The sequence below is a fragment of the Massilia arenae genome, assembly GCF_008014745.1.
Classification (GTDB): Bacteria; Pseudomonadota; Gammaproteobacteria; order Burkholderiales; family Burkholderiaceae_D; genus Telluria; species Telluria arenae.
On the sequence record NZ_VPFD01000012.1, the window covers coordinates 1 to 20,368 of the forward strand.

Here is a 20,368-nt window from a genome sequence, read left to right on the forward strand (position 1 = left end):
AGCGTCGATATCGAGAGGACTTGGCACTCAAACAGGGATGCCTATTCTGATGGAAAAATCAAGAAGATTATTCCGGACAGCAGTGCGCCTGCGCGGGAACGACGTACTGGGGCAACTCCCCCGTCAGTGCAGCTTGACCAGCGGCGTACTACGCCGGATCAGGAAGCGCGCCACCGCCAGCAGCGCGGTGCGGGTAATGCCCATCACCGCCCGGTGGTGCATCAGGTGCAGGCTGGCGTACATCGTGCGCGCCACCGCGCCCTGCACGAACCAGCTGGCCCCGCGCAGCGAACCCATCAGGCTGCCGACGCTGGTGCTCTGCCCCACCGAGACCAGCGAACCGTAGTCGCGGTACTCATACGGCGTGTCCTGCGGCGCCTGGCCCTTGTCCATGCGCAGGAAGGCCGTCACCAGGTAATCGGCCTGCTGGTGCGCGGCCTGGGCGCGCGGCGGCACCGGTGCGCCATTGCCGTCGATGCAGACGGCGCAGTCGCCCAGCGCCCAGATATTCGGCACGCCTTTGACACGCAGATTGGCGTCGACGTCGAGCCCGCCGCCGCGCGCGGTCGGCAAGCCCAGGGTGGCCAGCAGTTCGGGCGCGCGGATGCCGGCGGCCCATACGCACAGGTCGGCCGGATACACATTGCCCTTGCCGTCGATGACCTTGTCGGCCTCGATCGCGGTGACGCGGCAGTCGGCCACCACATTGATGCCGCGCTTGCCGAGCAGGTCGTGCGCCGCGTTCGACACCCGTTCCGGCAGCGGCGCCAGGATGCGCGGCGCGCCTTCGAGGATGGTGATGCGCACGTCGCGCTTGACGTCCATGCGTGCGAAGCCATAGCGCGCATAGGCGCCCGAGGCTTCGCGCAGCTCGGCGGCCAGCTCGACGCCGGTGGCGCCGCCGCCGATGATGACCACGTCCAGGCCGGTTTCCTTGCCTTCTTCGCGCTGCTGTTCGACCGCCAGCATCAGGCGCAGCATGCGCAGGCGGAAGCGCTCGGCGTCCTCGGTCGCGTTGAGCGAGATCGAGTGCTCTTCGGCGCCCGGGACGCCGAAATAATTCGAGGTGCTGCCGATCGCCATCACCAGCGAGCCATAGCCCAGGCGCCGCACGGGCAGCACTTCTTCATTGTCGCTGGCGGCGCGCACGGCGCCGATCTCGATCGCCTGGCCGGCGGCATCGAGCCCCGTCATCGGGCCCAGCACGAAATTGAATCCATTGTCGTGGGCCAGCATGGCGTACGACAGTCCTTCCTGGTGGATGTCCAGGGTGCCGGCCGCGACTTCGTGCAGCGACGGCTTCCAGATATGATAAAGGCGGCTGTCGACCAGCGTCACCTTGGATGGGCCCAGTTTGCGGCCCAGTTTGCAGGCCAGCTCGAGTCCGCCGGCGCCGCCACCCACGATCACGATATCGCTACGCAAGTTGCCTCCTTCACAATGCCCTGCCCGGCAACGGCGCCGGGTCCTCGGACAATGTCGATTTTACTATGGCGGCGTGAATAACGTTGCGCGTGTCAATATTGTTGACTACATATTACGGAACAAGCCCATGAACGACTGACTGACAGTCAGCGTCTCGGGCCGGTTCCTGAGCCGGATCGTGCCGCGCCCGCTTTCGTCGCGCGCCACGCCCGCCACCGCGCGCAGGTTGACGATGGTCGAGCGGTGCACCTGCTTGAACATGGTCGGGTCGAGCACCTCGAGCAGGTCGCGGATGGGTTTGCGCAGCAGCGACTCCCCCTCGGCCGTCATCACCACCGTGTACTTGGAATCGGCCTGAAAATACGACACGTCGTCGACCAGAATCAGGCGCGTCTCGTTGCCGCGACTCGCCGTCAGCCACACCAGCGGCTGCGCGCGCGGCGCCGGCGGCGCCACCACCTGCAGCCGCGCCAGCAGCTCGGCCAGTTGGGCGGCGTCGACGCCGCCGCGCGCCAGCCGCTCGCGCACCCGCGCCACGGTAGCGTTCAGGCGCTCGCGCGCCACCGGCTTGAGCAGGTAATCAACCGCGCCGCGATCGAAGGCGTCGAGCGCATACTGGTCGTAGGCGGTGACGAACACGATTTCGGTACGCAGGCCCGCCGCCAGCATGTTGGACGCGACTTCCAGGCCCGACAGCCCCGGCATGCGGATGTCGAGGAAGGCGACCGCGGGCCGGTGGGTCTCGATGGCTTCCAGCGCGCTGCCGCCGTCCTCGCAGACGGCGACGATCTCCAGCCCGGGCCAGGCCTCGAGCAGCAACTTGACCAGTTCGTCGCGCAGCAGCGCTTCGTCTTCGGCAACCACGCAGGTGACGGAATCAGGCGGCATGGCGGCCTCCCGCTCCTTGCAGCGCCAGCGGCACCGTGATGGTCGCCGCCACCCCGCTCGGGAAGTTGGCGACGATGGCGAAGCTGGCGCCATTGCCGTAGGCCAGGCGCAGGCGCTCGCGCACATTGCGCAGGCCGATGCCGGTGCCGGCGCCTTCGCTCGAGAAGCCGCGGCCATCGTCGGCGACAGTCACGGCCACCGCCTGCGCATGTTCACCGCCCACCGCCCGCGCCAGGATCCAGACGGTGCCGCCGCCCGGTTTCGGCTCCAGCCCGTGCTTGATCGCGTTCTCGACCAGGGTCTGCAGCATCATCGGCGGGAACACCAGCCGGCGCAGCTCGTCCGGCACGTCGACCTGCAGCGCCAGGCGCGGCCCCATGCGGATGGCCAGGATGTCGAGGTAGGCGCGCGCCCTTTCCAGCTCTTCGCCCAGCGTCGACGGCGCATCCTCGGTGCGAGGCAACGAGTGGCGCAGATACTGGATCAGGTTGCCCAGCATGGCGTCGGCGCGCGCCGGGTCGCTGCGGGTGAGCACCTGGGCGCTGGCCAGCGTGTTGTACAAAAAGTGCGGTTCGACCTGGGCGTGCAGCAGGTTCAGGCGCGCCACCGTGAGTTCCTTCTCGGTCACGCTCTCGCGCACCTGATTCGCTTCGGCGCGGCGCCGCTCGGCGATGCGGCGTGCGATGGCGCGCACCACGGCCTCGGCGTTCTCGAGGTTGGTGCCGTGGTCGACCAGGAACCAGTCGGTCCAGGCCGGCGCCTCCGGCTCGCAGATCAGGGTGACGCTGCCGGCCACGTCGCCATTGGGCGTCACCGTCGCCAGGATCTGGTTGCGCCGGTTACCAAAGGCTTCCAGGCCCCACAGCTGGGATGCCTCCTTGCCATAGGGGTCGATGCGCGCGACCTTGGCCCGCACCTGCAGGCTGTCGCGTGCGCTGTCGACGACGGTGGCGCCGGGCAGTTCGCGGATGGCGGCGTCGATCATGTCGAAGGCCTCGCCCGCTTCGAGCGGAATCTCGATCTGGCGCCGCTGGCGGTTCGACAGGGTGCTGGCGTCCAGGCGGCCAGTCACCAGGCGCACCCGGCGCATATGCGAGAACACTTCCAGCAGCACCCAGCCGCACAGGGCGAAGCCGAACAGCGGACCGATGGGTCCGAGGTCGATGTCGACCCGATCGAGCCAGGTCTCATTCAGGGTGATGACCAGGGCGAGATAAACCGCCAGCCAGGCCAGCAACAGGCGGAATACGTGGAACAGGCTTGCAAACATGATGTGCTTTCGGATGGTGAGAATGGGGCCAGCATAGACAAACCATTCCTTGCAAGACAGCATTATGCGACGGAGTCGGGCCTGGGCCGACGAAATCGGGGCCGGGCGGCATGGAGCCGCTACGCGCTTGGACGAAAAGACTGTCGCTTTCTACCTTTCATTACAATTTTCCGACATGCCCTACCCCACCCCTGCCCGCTACAATCTCGCCTTTCCGATCAAAGGGTTTTACAGATGGTACTGAAACGCATCGTTGTCGCGCTGGCCGCCACGCTGGCCGCCGCTTCCGCCCACGCCGAGATCGGCGCCGCCGTCACCGCCACGCTGGGCACTACCGGCGCCGGCGTGCACCTGGTCGTGCCCATGGAGAGCAATCTCAACGGTCGTTTCGGCATCAATTACCTCAAGCACGATTTCGACAAGCGCACCGGCGGCATCAACTACGACGCCAAGGGCAAGCTGCAGACCTTCGACGTGCTGTTCGACTGGTATGTGATCGCCAACAGCCCGTTCCGGCTGACCGGCGGCATCCTCTACAACGGCAACGAGATCAAGGGCCGCGGCCGTCCGAATGCCAACGGCCAGTACCTGATCAATGGCCGCGGCTATACCGCGGCCGACGTCGGCAACCTGGACGCGAACGTCGATTTCCAGAAGGCCGCGCCGTATATCGGCATCGGTTGGGGCAACGCCCTCACCCCGAACCAGCGCTGGAACTTCAGCGCCGACCTCGGCACCTTCTACCAGGGCAAGGCGCACGTGAACCTGGTCAGCCGCGGCTGCACCAGCTCGCGCGTGACCTGCACCGTGCTGGCGACCGACGTCGCGCACGAAGAAGCGCGCCTGAGCGAAGAACTGTCGGACTACAAGTTCTTCCCGGTGCTGCGCGCCAGCGTCTCTTACAGCTTTTGAGCGGCAGCCGATGGGGTAGTTTGCGCGCTTATGCAGGGCGGTTTGCATCAGCATGTTCGATGCTGAACAATGCAGGTTGATCATTAAGCCGCCGAGTTCCCATGACCGCGTTCAAATATGGATTTTTCCTGGCTGTTTCACTGAGCTGCCACGCTGTTCAGGCCGCCCCAATGCAGGAGGCAGCGCCGCAAGCGCCAGCTGCCCAGCTTTCCGCGCAGGATGAGCGGCTGATCAGGATCCAGGCGCGCAAGGATATCGTGGACGAGTTCATCTCGGTTTGCGGCAAGATGTATCCGGCGACGCGGGACGAGATGCAGAAGCCGCATGATGCCTGGGTTCAGGCCCAGAAGCAGGATCTGGACAAGGCGGCGATTGTCATGCTGACCCACACCAGCCGCGAGGACGCGAAACTAGCGACCCGGCTGCTGGGCGAAGAGCATCAGAAGCTGCAGGGGTGGGCACGGAACGACCTGGGCATGCTGCGCGACGCCCCGCCGAAGGCAAGCGACTGCCTCAATCTGGCGAACAAATTGGACATGCTGCCTTCCTATCCACAGCCATGATTGAACAAGAATGATTGACGAGAACAGCTGAGTCGGACGTGGTCGTGATCGTCTACCGCTCGTCGATCATTAGGGCTGACTTTGCCTTTTCATGCACAGCGATTTGCGAAGTCATTCGCATTGCCAGACAATCCGGATTGTCCATGAAGCCAGCGAAGTTCCAATGACCGCTTTTAACTCTGCACTACTTCTGGCAGTCCTGCTCACATCCCATGCCGTCCAGGCAGCCCCGGTGAAGGATCTGAAACCGCAGGAACTGGCCGCCTACCTGGCTGCGCATGAGACCGTGGTGGTCCAGTTCACTTCCGCCGATCGGAAATGCAGATACTGTCCTGGCGCTGCGGACGCGTACGCGCGTGCGGTCGCGCCTGCCAAGGATCCGAGTGTGAAGTTCGCCCGCGTCCAGTGGCCGGTCTGGCACCAATTCCCCGATTTCGGAAAGGTCGAGAAACCTTTCGGGCTGCCCGAGCAGCTGATCTATTCAAAGGGTGAAGTCATCGGCAGTGTCAACGGCAAACCCGGCGATGCGAGGGTCTTTTTGGCGAAGGTCCAGCAGGCCCGCGACAATCCGATGAACTCCAAGGACCGCCAGCGGGCATACATGCTCGCGGCGCAGGAGCCGGCGAAGCCGATGTCGGCACACGAGGAGCGGCTCGTGCGCATCATGGCGCGCAAGGATTTGCTGACCGAATTCCTGTCGATCTGTGAGCAGCGCTTCCCCAAAGTGCGCAGCAAGGTAAGGAAGGCCCACCGCGACTGGGTGCAATCGCAGGAAAAGGACCTGGACCGCGCCGCCATCGTCATGCTGGCACGCAGCAACCACGAGGATGCGAAGCTGACGCTCTCGCTCGCGGACGAAGAGAACGGCAAACTTCAGACCTGGGTGACGGGGGATCTGGCGATCTTGCCCAGGAAGTCACCGGAAGCCGGGGACTGCCTGAAATTGGCAAATAGTCCCGGCTCGCTGCCTCCGATTACCCAGACCGAAATGATGCAATAACTCGGTCGGCGCATCCTTGTCGCGCGAGCGATCTCAGAATTAAGCACGGCCGAACAGATGAGCAAAAAAATCAGGACATCGATTTGCTTTCGGATTCATCTGCAAGTCCGCCGAGGAACGGAGTGTAGTGCACCGTCAGCCGGGCAGGCGGAATCTGCAGCCAGTCGTTCAGCAACATGGTAAGCGTACGCGCTAACTCGGCGTCAGCAACGTGCCACTCGATAGGCTGAGATGCCCTTGCATGGTCGAGCGCCGCGAGCTGCTGCCGCGCCTGGGCGACGAAGAACAGGCCACCAATCAGCGGCGCGTCGTCGCGCATGTGCGGAAGCAGATTGAACGGATAGCCTCCCAAGATCCTCTTGAACAGCCGCGCATAGAGCAGGACTCCGCGCTCGGCATCGTAGCCGTCGAACACGGTGAATGCAACTGCATATCCGCGGTCCGCCGGTGCGCTCGTCACCTGCTCAAGGTAGGCCTGCTCTTCCGCATCGAGCGGCAATCCGGCCAGCACATGCCGTTCGTTGAGATGGAATTGGTCGAAGACAGCCTGCATGGCCGCCCCTTGCGCGACCTGAACCTGATTGTGGGACTCGGGCACCGCGTCGCCCAGGCACAGGAGGATGCGGTCGTCGTCCAGCCGCGTGGCGGCGTATGGAAGCGTCTCCGGCAGACAGGGCACGATGAGCGGGTGACGCAGATAGTTGAACCAGCCTGCCCGCACCATGCGCGGGATCTCGTGATTACTGACAGCAGCCCTGTAAAAATCAGCCGGCCAGACTTCCAGATTGTCCGGGTCCCAGGACTGGATCGCTACCTCGACGATTGCACGCATGGCTTGCCCATTCAGGAAAGCCTGCTCCCCTGGTGGGAAGTTCATGGACACCCGCGAGGAAGCATTGTCCTCACCAAGGTAGAAACTCAGCTCGACCGGTTCGGGGCGCGAATATTCCATACCACCGCGGGATTTGGCGCCGGCAGAAAACAGAGAGAACGTGAAGCCAAACCGCGCGGTCGACGCATCGGTCAGGTTACCGTCCGCATCGAGTGCACTGACTTCGTGGCGATATTTTTTCTTGGGCTTATCAGCGGCGCGCAGCGTTTCGGACAAATTACCGAGGTCGTGCCGCAGCGGCTCGAACCGCTTCTTTCCAAGTACGTCCCAGTACGTGAGCTCAGGATGCACTTCTTTCAGTGCCAGCAGAAAGCTGCGCACCGCCTCCACGGCCTGCCCAAAATTGAAACGCCGGTTATAGACACGGAGAAACATTTTAACCGTTTGCACGAACACTCCAACCGAATTATCGAGCTTGAATGAGATGGCCAAGGAAGGATGGCGCTAGCGCCGATCACCTGTTCTTTTTCACCCGCGCGATTTCAGAATGCAAAGCGCGAATATTCTTCTCGTGTGCCAGGGTTGTCTCTTGAAGACGCTTGAACTGCTCTGCGTCGAGCTTGGCGCGCATAGCGGGATCTTGCAGAACGCGGATCTTCGACTCGAGCGCCACATTTTCGGCGTGCATCTCTTGTTCAAGAATACTTAGCCGGTCGCGGTCGCGCTGTTGCTGCTCGCCAGCTGCGATCTGGTAGCCTGCAGCCGTGGCTCGAGCCGGCTCAGCGCTCTTCGGGATCGCCAGGGCTCTGCTTACCGGCCCTGACGCGTTGCCATCCTCGCTGCCAACGCCTGCCGTCGGCGCCGGCCTCGCCGCGCGCCGTCCCTGGATCACTTCCACGCCCTGGGCGTTGACATAGCGCGGCGCATCGATCGCCTGTGCCTGCACGAAGGCTGGCGAGATGCACAGCAGCATTGCGCACGACATCGCCACCCGGGTAAAACTGCCTGGAGCTCGCTTGATCATTTGATTCAGCCTGCCGGTAGGTACTTGACATTGGTCCAGGCCCGGCGCAGCACCTCAGTCAGGTTGGGCAGCTTGCCCCTGGTGGTGTAAACGTTGAACACGACCGGGAACTTGCCGGGCGCCTGCCCGACGAACACCGAGACGTCCATCGCCACGCCGTCGGCCTTGCCTGTGAACCAGCCCTCGTAACCCTGGATGTCACCATACCGGGCTAGTCTGACCGGAATGGCGAGGCTGCGCTCGCGGCTCACGCCGAAGTTTTCGCTGGCGCGCCGGATCGCGGCGCCCGCCATCTGGTGCATTCCCTCCGCAGGCACCTTTTCTTCCGGCCAGCTTGCGTAGGTGATGACGGTTGGCGGGTGATAATTCGGCGGGCTTTCGGCCACGAAGGTGGGGCGGCCGGTCTCGTTCGACAAGCGTGTTTCCCACGGCGGCTGGTTCTCCACCCAGACCTCGAGTCCGAGCTCCTGCACATGAAAGATCTGCATGTGCCGCAGCTCGGGTGGCCTGCCATTCGTACCACGAGTCTGGGCACGGGCACCGGAAAATGGCAGCAGCCAGCCCAGCAGAAGTGCATGACTGCCCGCGAGCGCGAGACGGCGGCGCGGCCTCATTGCCCTCCCCCCGATCGCACGATCGCCCCGCCCATTCCCAGCAAGGTCAGGACGACGACGGCGAGTATGCTGTACCAGCGCCGGCTGCGAGTGAAAGCGAGCCGCCAGTCGAAACGGCTCGCCAGGAAGCATGCGACCCAGACCAGGACATAACTGACCAAGGCCCGGCCAAGCAGATTTCCAAGTACAAAGCTCAACGACATCCCGACTCCTCGTTATTGACCGTCGAACAGCGCCCAGCTGCCGCTGCGCCGCACCATCACCTGGGTCGACAGCCGGTGCGCATCGTTGTGCTCGTCAAAGAACTGCTGCGCCTGCTCGCGCAGGGTCACTACCGCATTCGGGTCGGCGCTGTCGCACATCAGGATGCGGTCGCGGCGCGGCGCGCTGACCAGGATGTCGCCACGCACCTGCGACGCCATGGCGTCCCACAAGCCATCCACGAGCAGCAAGGTCGCTTCCAGGTCTTCCCCGGTCACGGCGACCTTGCAACCGTCCTTGGCAAAAAACTTCGGCTGCGGCAAGGCACGCTCGAGATTGGCCCGTGCGATTCCGGGAAGCGCGGTCGCAGAGACAGCGACGCTCTCGACCAGCTTCGGGGTGGCCATCATGAAACTGTCGGGCAAATCGAAAGCATAAGTGACGATCAGCTCGCCGCACAGCGGTGCGTGACTCGGTTGCTGCTCGGGCGGCACGCCCGCGGCCTGCAGCGCCCGCAAGAAATTGATGTGCTTGAGGCGGGGCTGCAGCTGGTCGGCGCGCAAGGCCGGCAGTGCGGCTTGGGCGGGTGCTTTCTTCTTGAACAGTCCAAACATGGCGAGTCCTTATGCTGGTTAATCGTTGTAGACGGCTGCGGGCGTGCGGGTGCGGATTTTCAGGGTGTTGCTCAGTTCGATGAGTTCGGCGTGGTAGTCGGCCTTGACGACGACGGCATGCCAGGCGTCGTCGTCGTTGTCGAGGTCGACCAGGCGGTAGCCGCGCGCTTCCAGCCAGGACGAGAAGGCAAGCAACCCCGCACTGCAGCGGGCCGGTCCAGAAGGTGGTCCCGCTGGACCATCGAATCCGCCGAGCGCCCGATCTTCGGCCACATTGGATGCTTGAATCAAGACCGTTTCGTCGTCCTTGATATCACCGTGAACGGCTTGACCAGCTTCGCTCAGTGCTTCCATCAGTTCATGGATATCATCGAGTTTGCGTGGTTTTCCTATCACTTCCAGAACCGACTCGGTTGCATCCACGTTGCCGTCGCAGACCAGTTCGATCCAGCGTGCTATGCCTTTGCGTTTGGTTTTCGCGAGGTCAGCTTTTTTCGGTGGCGGCGGAGCAATGATCTGTACTCCGGGCCCGGCAGCTATGGGTCGCCACGCATCGCGAGTGTGGCGCACATGCATTCGGTAGTAATCGACCAGATCGCGAGGATAGTAAGGATGGTCATTGAACATGCTGTCGTCGATATCATACGCGCACACCGCCAGCGCAACCTCAAATGCAAAGTCGCAGAACAAGCGATCCTTGCCTGGCGCAGTATCAAGATCAGGCTTCCATCCCCAAGGGCGCATCATGCGACACCAGTTTTTCATATAGGCTGCCAATGCCTCGTTACGATGGTCCGCATCGGCAGCAAGTGCACGCAAAAACGGATCCATCCAGGCCGCCGCGTACTTGTCCGTCTTATATTTTTTTGCGAGAGCGTGATCCGGAATAAACGCTTTCACCAGCAGATCAATAACATAGCTCCTCTTCTCGAAATCGACAGGCAGGAATTTTTGAAACACTGACAGATATTCCGATGACTCGACGAATAGCAGGGCGATGCCCACAAAAGCTGCATCTGCCCGATTTATCGCCTCAATCGTCGAATAATTTCTCTGTTCAGCTCTACCATTAATCCGTATGAATTCGCTATTCTCGGCCATTAAATTGGCACGATCAAGGATCAAACCCTTGATCGATTCTACCGTATCACCGGCACCATATTTACGCACAACAAGCCTTAACGTGGTAGCCACGGCCTGCAACTTAAACCAGGCCTCCTCCTCCAACGATTCTGGCACAAGGGAAGAAATAAATTCTTCTTGCTGAATTATTTCACCAATTTCTTTTCGATAGCGCCCCAAATTACCAAGCGGGTCACGCATTTCCTTCTGATTAGTCATGGATTCCATTTCTTGCCTATCTCTACGTCTCGATTGCCATTATTCGTAATTTCATGATAAGACGTTCCCTTCTCGTCAGTTAACGCGTAAACTTTTTTTACCCTGTTTGCGGCAACGAGGTTTTTTATTTTCTGAGCCTCTGCTGGATCGTCAATCAGGCCATCGATACGGTCCTGCAACCATTCGTTACTCATTTGCCGCGCACCACTTTTCACCGTGCATAACCTGTCAACGCAACCTTCGGGATCCGCTTTTTTCGTTCCGCCGGTCGCTTTTGATTCGATAATCACATAATTTCCATTCTTGTCTTTGTAGATACCATCAATCCCTGTCTGGCCGTCCCAAGCCTTGAAGGCGTCGTCAGGACTCATACCACGCGGATCGAACGATTTCCCAACAGGCTCATAACCTTTTGCCAAAAGGTCAATGAAAACCTCACGCTCGCCCCGGTAACCCTTTTCTTTAGGCGACAGCTTGTCCCAAGCCTTCGTATGAAGTTCGATACTGCACGGCCCAGCATTGTGAACCCATATCTGTTGAGCACCCACGAAATAGCTGTGCGTGTGGGCAACGCTGAAATTGTAGACCTTACGGGGATGCTGAACTATGTCGTTGGCGACGACGACCGTGTCGCCTTGCGCGCTCGCGATGACATCGCCAGGTACCAGCTTGCCAGCTTCGACCCATCCTTTCCCCTGCTGCCACAGAGGATGCTCTTCAGTGATCTCAAACGTCTCTAACTGTGTCGCGAGCCGCCGATAGCTGGGCGCCACCCGGCCGAATACATCGGTAACAACTTGCGGCCGGTCGGCGAAACTATTCTCGTTGCGTGATCCAACGTGCTGCCCCACAACGATCGACTCAATGGACTTGAATCCCTCAGCAGTAAGCACCAGCGTACCCGCCACAAAGCTGGCGCAACCGTACTCCTTGCGCAACGCCTTAGCAGCATCGCCGAGCTTGCCCGAGAACTTGGTCAAGTTAGTTGCCAGCTTGAGTCCAAACGCCGGACTGACATAACTACCGATTACCTTCCCCAAGTCGTAGGCACCGCACTGAGTTGCGCGTGTGAAGGTATCGACCGCCTCCTGACCGAGCATCTGGCCAAGCGCTTGCATCGTTCCCTTCGGATCGTTAAAGAAGGACTTGCCCAGTTCAACCAGACCTGAAATGACCTCGCCCGGATTGGTCACCATATTCCACAGGTCCGCGATCTGGCCCTTGAGCCCCGCAACTACCCCTTTAACGAACTCGTACCCGTAAGTGACCGAACCCTTAACGCTATCCCACAGTGAGCCCCAGAATCCCTTGTCACGCTCATTGGCACCTTTGTGGTCATCGTCGGCACTCGGCTTCTCGCACACGTCCTCGGGAAACTGGCAGTTGTTCTTCTTAGCGTACTCTTCACGTGCCTGCTTTGTCGGGCAAGTCCCGGGCATATCGCAAATCAGCTTGATGCCGCCGCCAGAGCCTGGCGGAACAGGCGTCATTCCGCCTCCGCCACCATTTCCGGGCAACGGTATCTGCCCCAATGCCGCGCCAACAGGCGCCACGCACAGCATGACCGCCACAATGAACAGCAGCACGCACCTGCCGAGCGCCAATCTCATCTTGCCTAACATGTAGGGCCTCCTGGCGGATCTTCCGGGTCGGTCGGGTCGGTAGGATCGATCGGTTCAAAAGGTCCGCCCGGCTCATTCGGATCACCCGGCGCGCCCGTATCGGGAGGCGTCCCCGATCCGCCCCCCAGGTTCTCTTCATGAAAAGCCGACTGCATGCGCAGGATCGCCTCGCTCCGAATCTGCACCCGCGGTCCGCGCACACCCGGCGCCGAACAGGGCGCATCCATCCCCGGCGTCGGGCCGATGCCGAACGGGTTTTGCATGCCACTCCCTTCAGTGGCCGCCGACACCGCATTCACCGCCGAATGCAGCATGCGGTCGATCACCGGCACGACCAGGCGGAAGCAGTAGGTCACGCGCACGTGCAGCAGGTTCGCGTCCTGCACCGACAGCTGCGAGCTGCTGCCCGCGGCCGTGGTGCGGTAATGCAGCGTGTCGTTGGGCAGCTCGCGCCCATCCTCGCCATCCAGCCGCGCGCGGCCGAAGTCGGCAAGCGCGGCGCCGGTGGGGTTGAGCACCTCGATGTCGGTGATATTGCTGGCGGTCGCCGTCTCCAGATTGGCCTTGGCCAGCGCTTCGGCGTAGCCGGCGGAGCTGGCCTGGTGTGCGAACAGCGGGGTCAGGCCGCGCGCGAGCGCATTGCGCATGGCGCCGTGGTCGCCGTTGTGCAGCGCGCCGGCGCGCGCGGCCAGCATGGTGGCGTAGTTGAGCGTCGCGCGCGCCTGGTACATCAGGCCGAGCTGTATTGTCCCGAACAGCATCACCACCAGCACCGGCAGCACCACCAGCAGCTCGACACCGGCCTGTCCAAGCTGGCGCGCGTTCACGGGGCCTCCAGCGGCAGGCGCACGCCCGGTGCGATGGCGCAGCGCGCGGCTTCGCCCGCGGCCAGCTCCAGCACCGCGGCGGCGCGCCAGTGGCCGCGCATGCGGCGCGGCTGCACACCGCCGGCGACCTTCAGCACCAGGCCGTCGCGGCGCAGGAAGACGACGTCGATGGCATAGCCCATGCCGATCGTATGCACCATATTGCATGGGCTGATGTACAGGGCTTCGTGGGCCCGCAACGGCGGACGCGCCAGCAGGCCGCGCATCCGCGCCAGCACGGTCGTGGCTATCATCACGTCGAGCCGGCGCGGCGTGGAGGCGGTTTCGAACTGGATCGGGATGGTCTTGAGCATGGCAATTCAGAACTTGATGCCCGACGCCATGAACTTCATCGCGATCGGGAACATCAGCACCAGGAAGGTCACGGGGAAGATGAAGACGACCAGCGGGAAGATCAGCTTGACGGGCGCCTCCATCGCCAGCTTCTCGGCCAGCTGGAAGCGCTCGACGCGCCGCTGTTCGGACTGCGCGCGGAAGGTCGCGCCCAGGCTGGCGCCCATGCGCTCGGCCTGGATCACGGCGCTGATGAAGCTCGACACCTGCGGGATGCGCACGCGCGCGTCCATGCGGCGCAGCGCGTCCGCGCGGGTCAGGCCGGCGCGCAGGTCGCGCAGCACGAAGGCGAACTCGTTCTTGAGCGGGCCGGCCGGTCCCTTGTCGACCGCCTGGGCGATCGCCCCGGCCATGTTCAGGCCTGCTTCCACCGACATCGTCAGAAAGTCGAGGTAGGCCGGCAGCGCCTTGACGATCAACTTCTGGCGCCGCTTGAGCGTCTCCTTGAGCCAGATGCGCGGATAGATGAAGCCCAGGCCCGCGAGGGCGATGACCCAGAACGGGTTGAACAGGCCCGCCATCGACAGCACCAGCGCAGTGAACCCGGAAAACAGCGTCAGGCTGACCAGGCACAGGGCGATGAACTGCGTCGGGTTCATCAGGTAGAGCATGCCGGACAGCCGCAGCGTCTCGCCCGGGCCGGCCAGCAGGGACTTCGGTATGTTCCGGCACAGGTGGTAATCGACCAGGCGGACCACGGGCCACAGCAGGCGCAATGGCCGCGGCAAGGGGTCGAGGTAGGCGCGGTCTTCCTCGGGCACGTCTTCCTTCAGGCGTACCGCGCCGTGGATCAGGGCGGCGGCCAGCAGCACGAAGGCGGCGCCGACCAGCAGAGCAATGACGAATGGGTTCATGGTCGCGGCTTCCCGTTCAGACGTCGATGGTCGTGATGCGGCGGATGAAGTGGTAGCCGACCAGGATCGTCACCACCATCACGCCCAGCGTCACCCAGCCGTACCAGGCGTTGAACAGCGGCGCCATGGCTTCCGGCTCCATCACGTTCAACACCGCCACCAGCATCACCGGCAGGCCCGCCATGACCAGGCCCTGCATCTTGCCCTGCGCGGTCAGGCTCCTGATCTTGCCTTCCATTTGCAGCTTGGCGCGGATGGTTCTGGCGATCGATTCGAGCGTCGCCGCCAGGTTGGCCCCGACCTCGCGCGACAGCGCCATGCCGGCCGTGACCAGCGCCAGGTCTTCCAGCGGCACCCGCTTTTCCATCGATTCCAGGGCCACGGCAAAGTCGACGCCCAGGCGCATCTCGCGCAGCAGCAACGCGAACTCCTGCGAAATCGGCGGCTTGCCTTCGCTGGCCACGCTGTCGAGGGCGAGCGGCAGGCTGGCGCCCGCGCGCAGGGCGCCGGTGATCATCATCAGGGCGTCGGGCAGTTGCTGCTCGAACTGCCGCAGCCGGCGCCGGGCGATGTGGGCCACCACCAGGCGCGGAGCGACGAAGGCCAGCGCGACGGACATCAGCACGAATACCAGGTTGCCGCTCACGACCCAGGCCGCCAAAGGCAGGACGATCAGCACCGACAGGTTGATCACCATGATGCGGCGCTCGTCGGTAAAGATGAACATGCTCTCCAGGTCGGCCCTGGCGCTGATCGCCACCTCGGCCTGGCGCGTGCGGAACCAGCGGCTGCCGAAGTGCAGCGCCAGCCAGGCCAGCGCCAGCATGGCGAAGAAGATCGCGGCGATGATGAAGGTGCGCTCGTTCATGCCGGATGCACCCGCTTCATCGGCACGCTGTCGCGCCGGAAGATGGAAACGTCCACCGGCATCCCGCGCCGCATCAGGTCCTGGTAGAAGTCCGGTATGTGCCCGGTGGGTACCAGGCGTCCGCACACCTTGCCGTTGGCGTCGAATCCGTCCTGCTCGAACTGGAAAATGTCCTGCAGCTGGATCAGGTTGCCCTCGATGCCGGTCACCTCGCTGATATACGTCACCTTGCGGCTGCCGCAGGAAAAGCGGGTCTGCTGGACGATCAGGTCCACCGCCGACGCCACCTGCTCGCGGATCGCCTGCATCGGGATCTCCAGGCCGCTCATCAGGGTCATCACCTCGAGCCGCGACAGGCAGTCGCGCGGGCTGTTGGCGTGGGCCGTGGTGAGCGAGCCATCGTGGCCCGTGTTCATCGCCTGCAGCATGTCGAGCGCTTCGCCGCCGCGGCACTCGCCCACGATGATGCGGTCGGGGCGCATGCGCAGGCAGTTCTTTACCAGGTCGCGGATGGTGACCGCGCCGCGGCCCTCGATATTGGCGGGCCGCGCTTCGAGCGACACCAGGTTGGGCTGGTTCAGCTGCAGCTCGGCGGCGTCTTCCACCGTCACGATGCGCTCGTCGTCCGGGATGAAGTTGGACAGCACGTTGAGCAAGGTGGTCTTGCCCGAGCCGGTGCCGCCCGACACCACGATGTTGGCGCGCAGCTTCACCGCCACTTGCAGAAAGGCGATCATCTCGGCGCTGATGGCGCCGAAGCGGATCAGGTCCTCGCCCACCAGCTTGTTGCGCGCGAACTTGCGGATGGTGATGCTCGGCCCGCGAATCGCCAGCGGCGGGATGATGGCATTCACGCGCGAACCGTCCTTCAGGCGCGCGTCGACCATCGGCGAACTCTCGTCGATGCGGCGTCCGAGCGGCGAGACGATGCGTTCGATTGCCGAAATCACCGCCGCGTCGTTGGAGAACGAGATGTTCGATCGCTCCAGGCGCCCTGCCCGTTCGACGAACACGTCGTTGTGGCGGTTGACCATCACCTCGCTCACCTCGTCGTCCGCCAGCAGCGACTCCAGCGGGCCCAGGCCCACCACCTCATTGAGCACGACGTCGCACAGCGCCGCACGCTGCTCGCGCATCGACTCGAAGGCGCTGTCGGTGTCGATCAGTTCCTCGATCAGCTTCTGCACGGTGGAGCGCAGCTCGGCGTCGGCCATGCGCGCCACGTTGACACGGCGCAGGTCCATGGCGGCGATCAGCATGCGGTGCAACTGGCCGCGCATGGCGATGCCTTCGGGACGCTCCAGCGGGTTCGCGCTCGGCTCAGGCTGCGGCTGGCGCGCCGCCGCCGCTGCATGCGGCAGCGCCGTCACCGGAAGCGGCGCCGGCGCCGGATGAGGTCGCGCCTCTTCGGACACGTGCGCCATGATCCGGTAGTCGGCCAGCTCGATGGTATCGTTGCTGGCCAGCGGTCCGTATTCATTGACCTCCTTGCCGTTGACCTTGAGCGGCGCCATGCCGCCGCCGTCCCTGACGAACAGCCCTTCCTCGCCCAACGCGAACTCGAGCTGGCGACGTCCCACGCGCCAGCCCTGCAGCACGATGAGGCTGCCGGCTTCCTTGCCGAGGAAGCAGCTGGCTCCCTTGCTGGTCGCTTCCGCCACCAACTGGGCGCGCCGAAATACCTGGATGCGTATCATGCAAACTCCGATTTTAGTTCCGATAGAAGTCGAGGGACGAATCGGGGATGGGAGTCTGGGACTCCTTGCGCTGCAGTTCCAGCACCTGGTCCTCGAAGCCCTTCTTGTTCGCTTTACCGCGTTCGCGCAACTGCTGCGCCAGTCCGTCGCCAGGCGCGATGATCTCGGGTTCGAGCAGCACCACCAGCTCGGATTTGCTGTTGCGGAAGTCGTCCGAGCGGAACAACCGGCCCAGGATCGGGATGCGGCTGATGCCCGGCACGCGATCGACCGCGTTCGCCATTTCGCTGTTGACGAGGCCCGACAGGGCCACCATCTCGCCCTCCTTGACGCTGATTTCGGTGTTGGTATTGCGGGTCAGGAAGCCGGGGACGCCGGCCACGGTCACCGCCGGATCGATCTGCGACAGCTCGGTCGAGACCTTGGCGGTGATGATGCCGTCGGCGTCGATCTGCGGCTCGATCTGCAGGATGATCCCGTAGGGCTTGAATTCCACGGTGGTGGAGCCGAACGCCCCGGCGAGCGGAATCGGCACTTCGCCACCCACCTGGAGGCGCGCCTTACCGCCGCTTTTCGCGGTCAGCTCGGGCGAGGCCAGCACCTGCACGTCGCCGCTGGACACGCCCAGGTTCAGGCGCGACGTCAGCGAGGTCGCCAGCCCCAGGAAGTGGCCGCCCTTGCTGCCATTGCGGGTCACGAAGGGCGGTATCGGCGACAGCAGGTCGTCCTCGGGCGTGTAGGCGCGCGGCGGGTCGTACACTCCCTTGTCGGTGGCGATGCCGATATAGCCAGCGGTGGGGCCGTTGGCGCTCTTGGCCCAGTTGATGCCGATCGATTCGAGCAGCGAGCGCCTGACCTCCACGAAGTGCAGCCGGAACAGCACCGAGCGGGTGAAGGCGCTGCCCTGGTCTTCCTTCACGTTGAGCACCACGCCCGGCACGCCGCGCAGGCCGGCCCCCAGCCTGGCCAGCGCGTCGCGGTGGGCCACGCCGGTCAGCACGATCTCGTTGCCCAGCGTCTCTACCTTCACGCCGTTCAGGTCGCGCGTGAGCAGGTCGATCTTGGCGCGCGTCTCGGCCAGGTCCTTCGGCACCACGTGCACCCGGTAGGAATGCACTTCGTCCCTGGTCCATACCAGCAGGCTGGTGGTGCCGACCTGTTCGGCGATCAGGAGCAGGTTGGCGTCGACCGTGGTGGTCGACAGGATGTCGCCGCTGCCCAGCGCCAGGCGCACGATCTTGCCGCGGATCGGCAGCATCGCGATCTCGCCGGCCACGATCGTGATCGGTTTGCTCTGGTGGTAGGTGATGCCGGGAGCGGCGTCGCGCGTCCGTGCGGGCGCGGGCGCGCCTTCGGCATGCGCAGTGTGGGGCAGCGCGAAGGCGATGACAAGCAGGGCAAGTACGAAAGACGGCTTGAGCATGATGATTGTTTTTCTGGTTCAGGTTAGAAGCCGCCGCCGCGCAGCGAAGGAACGGGTTCGGTGACGCTCGCCGGCACCGGCACGGGTGGCAGTTGCACGGCCGGGGCCTCCGGAGCCGACGCCGGCATTGCACCGCGTCCCTGCTCGCCGGCCGCCTGCATGGCCCGGATCTGCGACGGCAGCAGGTCCATGCGCGCCACCAGGTTGCCGCGTCCGCCGACGATGAACTCGATCCCGGCATCGCGCCCGCGCGCCGCGATCGGCATCAGGTCGCGCGCACGCAGCGTGCGCAGCGCCAGCGCGTCGCGGTCGTTGCGGCCACGCAGCACCACCCGGAAGGTGCCCATGCGCTGGCCTACCATCAGCTTGGCCGCCTCCTGCGGCTTGACCAGCAGCGTGATCGAATCGAAGCTGCGTTCTTGGTCGGTCTCGGCGCCGCCCTCGACCTCGCCCGGCCGCGCCATCCGGTTGGGGTCGAGCGCCGGATTGCTCACGTCCTGGAATTCGCGGCCGGTCGCCAGCACCACGATGTCCTGCATGAAGAGCGATGCCTGCTCCAGGGCCTTGTCGTCCTGTCCCTGCTGGCGCTCGTGCTGTCCGCCGGACGAGCGCGAGATCAGGAAGATGTCGACCCGGTGGTTGGGCCGCAGGGTCTGGGCAATCGAATTGAGGTTGTCGATATCGATCGTCATCGCCCGGGTTCCGTGTGGCAGTACGGCGGCGACGTCGTCGACCTCGGGCTGCTGCAGGTCAGACATGCGCACCGGGCGACCGCGCAGCACCGGCCGCGCCAGGCGCAGGCCCTGGGCCGACGGGAAGTCCTTGGCCAGCAAGGTGTCCGGATAGACCAGGTCGTCGTCCACCGGGCGCGACACGAAGCGCGCGCCACCCAGCACCGTGCCGGCTTCGACGTCGGCATTGGGCACCACCACCTGGACCTTGGGCGTGGTCTTGACGCGGCTGCTCGCGGCCAGCTCGGCGCGCATGGTCTCTTCACGCTGTTGCAGGTAGTGGTAGGCGAGCGCGGCCACCCCGGCCGCGATCAGGGCGGCGAAGAGCAGGAGCGCGAGCGGGCTGGTGAGCCGCGCGGCGAGTTTCGAGTTGATGGCCATGTCGTTACATTCAAAAAAGAAGGAGTCGGTCAGACACTCATGGAGATCGCGTATGAGAACGCCAGGTAGGCGCGCCGGATCGCGTCCAGCAAGGCGTCGAGCGGCGACGGATCGAGCGCGGCCAGCACCAGCGCCACCACGGTCAGCGCCAGTACGATCGTGTACTCGGTCATCGCCTGGCCAGCTTCGTTGCGGCGGGGCGCGGTCATAGCGCCTCCGAGATGGTCATGACGATCTGCGTGCCGCCCTCGCGCCACATCATCAGCTCGACCTGGCCGCGCCCGCGGCGGGCATTCACCAGCAGCGAGGCGACGCCGTTGGCCGGGTTGACGATCTGGTGCGAGCGCAGGCCGTTCCAGCCCTGGTCGCCCAGCTGGCGCATGAAGAACTCGCCCAGCTGGTCGAGCGTCCGCTGGGAGCTCATGGTCACCACCAGGCCCTTGCGGCCGTCGTCGTCGCTGGCCACGCTCGACGCCACCCTGGCGTCGGGCGGCAGCGGCACGCCCATCGCCGCCGGGCTGGCGGCGGCGCCGCTGTGCGGGGTGCTGCGCGCGAGGTAGCCGAACACGCCGTTGCGGTTCACCAGCTGCAGGGTCACCAGGCAGCCCTTGCCCATGGCGGAAACAGTGTCCCAGCCCATCGCATTGCCGCGCCGGACGTCGAATCCACCCTGCTTCCACTGTTGTTCGACCCGATCGAGCACGCTGCTTGCCGTGCCCGGCCCCTGCACCTGGTTGATCGCCATCGACAGGCCGTTGACCACGGCCTTGCTGGCCACCGGTACCGCCGTGAGGCCTGGCGGCACCTGGCCGGGGCAGGCTTGCGCAAAGGCCAGGGGCATCAGGAGGCACAGCCCGGCGAGGCTGGAAAGATGGAGCGTCTTCATGG

At 64.0% G+C, this 20,368-nt stretch carries 21 protein-coding genes; 3 read left to right on the top strand and 18 right to left on the bottom strand.

Translation table 11 applies throughout. From position 1 onward, the window contains the following. Positions 1–123 precede the first annotated feature (123 nt). From FVD38_RS11885 to FVD38_RS11895, 3 genes are all read right to left on the bottom strand, one after another. Entirely contained in the window at positions 124–1,425 is a 1,302-nt protein-coding gene (locus tag FVD38_RS11885; protein ID WP_147935004.1) for an NAD(P)/FAD-dependent oxidoreductase, read from the bottom strand. Positions 1,426–1,530: 105 nt separating this feature from the next. Beyond that, positions 1,531–2,313, bottom strand: coding sequence for a LytR/AlgR family response regulator transcription factor (locus FVD38_RS11890; RefSeq protein ID WP_147935005.1), 783 nt, complete (start codon positions 2,311–2,313; stop codon positions 1,531–1,533). Continuing rightward, a complete protein-coding gene (locus FVD38_RS11895; protein ID WP_147935006.1) occupies positions 2,303–3,583 on the bottom strand; it encodes a sensor histidine kinase in 1,281 nt (426 codons plus the stop codon). The genes FVD38_RS11890 and FVD38_RS11895 overlap by 11 nt, the downstream gene beginning before the upstream one ends. 234 nt (positions 3,584–3,817) lie before the next feature. On the opposite strand from FVD38_RS11895, the gene FVD38_RS11900 reads away from it, so the two are divergent. From FVD38_RS11900 to FVD38_RS11910, 3 genes are all read left to right on the top strand, one after another. Further along, the gene (locus FVD38_RS11900; RefSeq protein WP_147935007.1) at positions 3,818–4,495 is read left to right on the top strand and encodes a hypothetical protein; all 678 of its coding nucleotides are present in this window, start codon (positions 3,818–3,820) and stop codon (positions 4,493–4,495) included. Between the two features lie 101 nt (positions 4,496–4,596). Further along, on the top strand, positions 4,597–5,058 hold the full coding sequence (locus FVD38_RS11905; protein ID WP_147935008.1) for a hypothetical protein: 462 nt from the start codon (positions 4,597–4,599) through the stop codon (positions 5,056–5,058). A 163-nt stretch (positions 5,059–5,221) separates the two neighbouring features. Beyond that, entirely contained in the window at positions 5,222–6,058 is an 837-nt protein-coding gene (locus tag FVD38_RS11910) for a hypothetical protein (RefSeq protein WP_147935009.1), read from the top strand. A 70-nt stretch (positions 6,059–6,128) separates the two neighbouring features. On the opposite strand, the gene FVD38_RS11915 is transcribed toward FVD38_RS11910, so the two are convergent. The 15 genes from FVD38_RS11915 to FVD38_RS11990 form a co-directional block, all read right to left on the bottom strand. Beyond that, positions 6,129–7,340, bottom strand: a complete 1,212-nt coding sequence (locus tag FVD38_RS11915; RefSeq protein WP_147935010.1) for a hypothetical protein — start codon at positions 7,338–7,340, stop codon at positions 6,129–6,131. Between the two features lie 64 nt (positions 7,341–7,404). Next, positions 7,405–7,914, bottom strand: coding sequence for a hypothetical protein (locus tag FVD38_RS11920; protein ID WP_147935011.1), 510 nt, complete (start codon positions 7,912–7,914; stop codon positions 7,405–7,407). 5 nt (positions 7,915–7,919) lie between these two features. Next, positions 7,920–8,402, bottom strand: a complete 483-nt coding sequence (locus FVD38_RS11925; protein ID WP_229493600.1) for a hypothetical protein — start codon at positions 8,400–8,402, stop codon at positions 7,920–7,922. A 341-nt stretch (positions 8,403–8,743) separates the two neighbouring features. Further along, positions 8,744–9,343 (bottom strand): DUF1444 domain-containing protein, encoded by a 600-nt coding sequence (locus FVD38_RS11935; protein ID WP_147935014.1) that lies wholly within the window; start codon positions 9,341–9,343, stop codon positions 8,744–8,746. Between the two features lie 18 nt (positions 9,344–9,361). Next, positions 9,362–10,684, bottom strand: coding sequence for a DUF6630 family protein (locus FVD38_RS11940; RefSeq protein ID WP_229493601.1), 1,323 nt, complete (start codon positions 10,682–10,684; stop codon positions 9,362–9,364). After that, positions 10,681–12,306, bottom strand: a complete 1,626-nt coding sequence (locus FVD38_RS11945; protein WP_147935015.1) for a polymorphic toxin-type HINT domain-containing protein — start codon at positions 12,304–12,306, stop codon at positions 10,681–10,683. The genes FVD38_RS11940 and FVD38_RS11945 overlap by 4 nt, the downstream gene beginning before the upstream one ends. Beyond that, complete coding sequence (locus FVD38_RS11950; protein WP_187271558.1) at positions 12,300–13,133, bottom strand: TadE/TadG family type IV pilus assembly protein; 834 nt, start codon at positions 13,131–13,133, stop codon at positions 12,300–12,302. The genes FVD38_RS11945 and FVD38_RS11950 overlap by 7 nt, the downstream gene beginning before the upstream one ends. Further along, positions 13,130–13,486 carry a DUF192 domain-containing protein gene (locus tag FVD38_RS11955; protein ID WP_229493603.1) on the bottom strand — a complete coding sequence of 119 codons (357 nt, stop codon included), beginning with the start codon at positions 13,484–13,486 and terminating at the stop codon, positions 13,130–13,132. Before FVD38_RS11955 ends, FVD38_RS11950 begins: the two co-directional genes overlap by 4 nt. 6 nt (positions 13,487–13,492) lie before the next feature. Continuing rightward, positions 13,493–14,380, bottom strand: coding sequence for a type II secretion system F family protein (locus FVD38_RS11960; protein WP_147935017.1), 888 nt, complete (start codon positions 14,378–14,380; stop codon positions 13,493–13,495). Between the two features lie 16 nt (positions 14,381–14,396). Then, entirely contained in the window at positions 14,397–15,248 is an 852-nt protein-coding gene (locus FVD38_RS11965; protein WP_147935018.1) for a type II secretion system F family protein, read from the bottom strand. After that, positions 15,245–16,945 carry a TadA family conjugal transfer-associated ATPase gene (locus tag FVD38_RS11970; RefSeq protein WP_147935019.1) on the bottom strand — a complete coding sequence of 567 codons (1,701 nt, stop codon included), beginning with the start codon at positions 16,943–16,945 and terminating at the stop codon, positions 15,245–15,247. The genes FVD38_RS11965 and FVD38_RS11970 overlap by 4 nt, the downstream gene beginning before the upstream one ends. A gap of 13 nt (positions 16,946–16,958) precedes the next feature. Continuing rightward, positions 16,959–18,368 (bottom strand): type II and III secretion system protein family protein, encoded by a 1,410-nt coding sequence (locus tag FVD38_RS11975; protein WP_147935020.1) that lies wholly within the window; start codon positions 18,366–18,368, stop codon positions 16,959–16,961. Positions 18,369–18,391: 23 nt separating this feature from the next. After that, positions 18,392–19,480, bottom strand: coding sequence for a Flp pilus assembly protein CpaB (gene cpaB / locus FVD38_RS11980; RefSeq protein ID WP_147935021.1), 1,089 nt, complete (start codon positions 19,478–19,480; stop codon positions 18,392–18,394). A 29-nt stretch (positions 19,481–19,509) separates the two neighbouring features. Further along, a complete protein-coding gene (locus FVD38_RS11985; RefSeq protein WP_147935022.1) occupies positions 19,510–19,689 on the bottom strand; it encodes a hypothetical protein in 180 nt (59 codons plus the stop codon). Beyond that, the gene (locus FVD38_RS11990; RefSeq protein WP_147935023.1) at positions 19,686–20,366 is read right to left on the bottom strand and encodes a hypothetical protein; all 681 of its coding nucleotides are present in this window, start codon (positions 20,364–20,366) and stop codon (positions 19,686–19,688) included. Before FVD38_RS11990 ends, FVD38_RS11985 begins: the two co-directional genes overlap by 4 nt. Positions 20,367–20,368 lie beyond the last annotated feature (2 nt).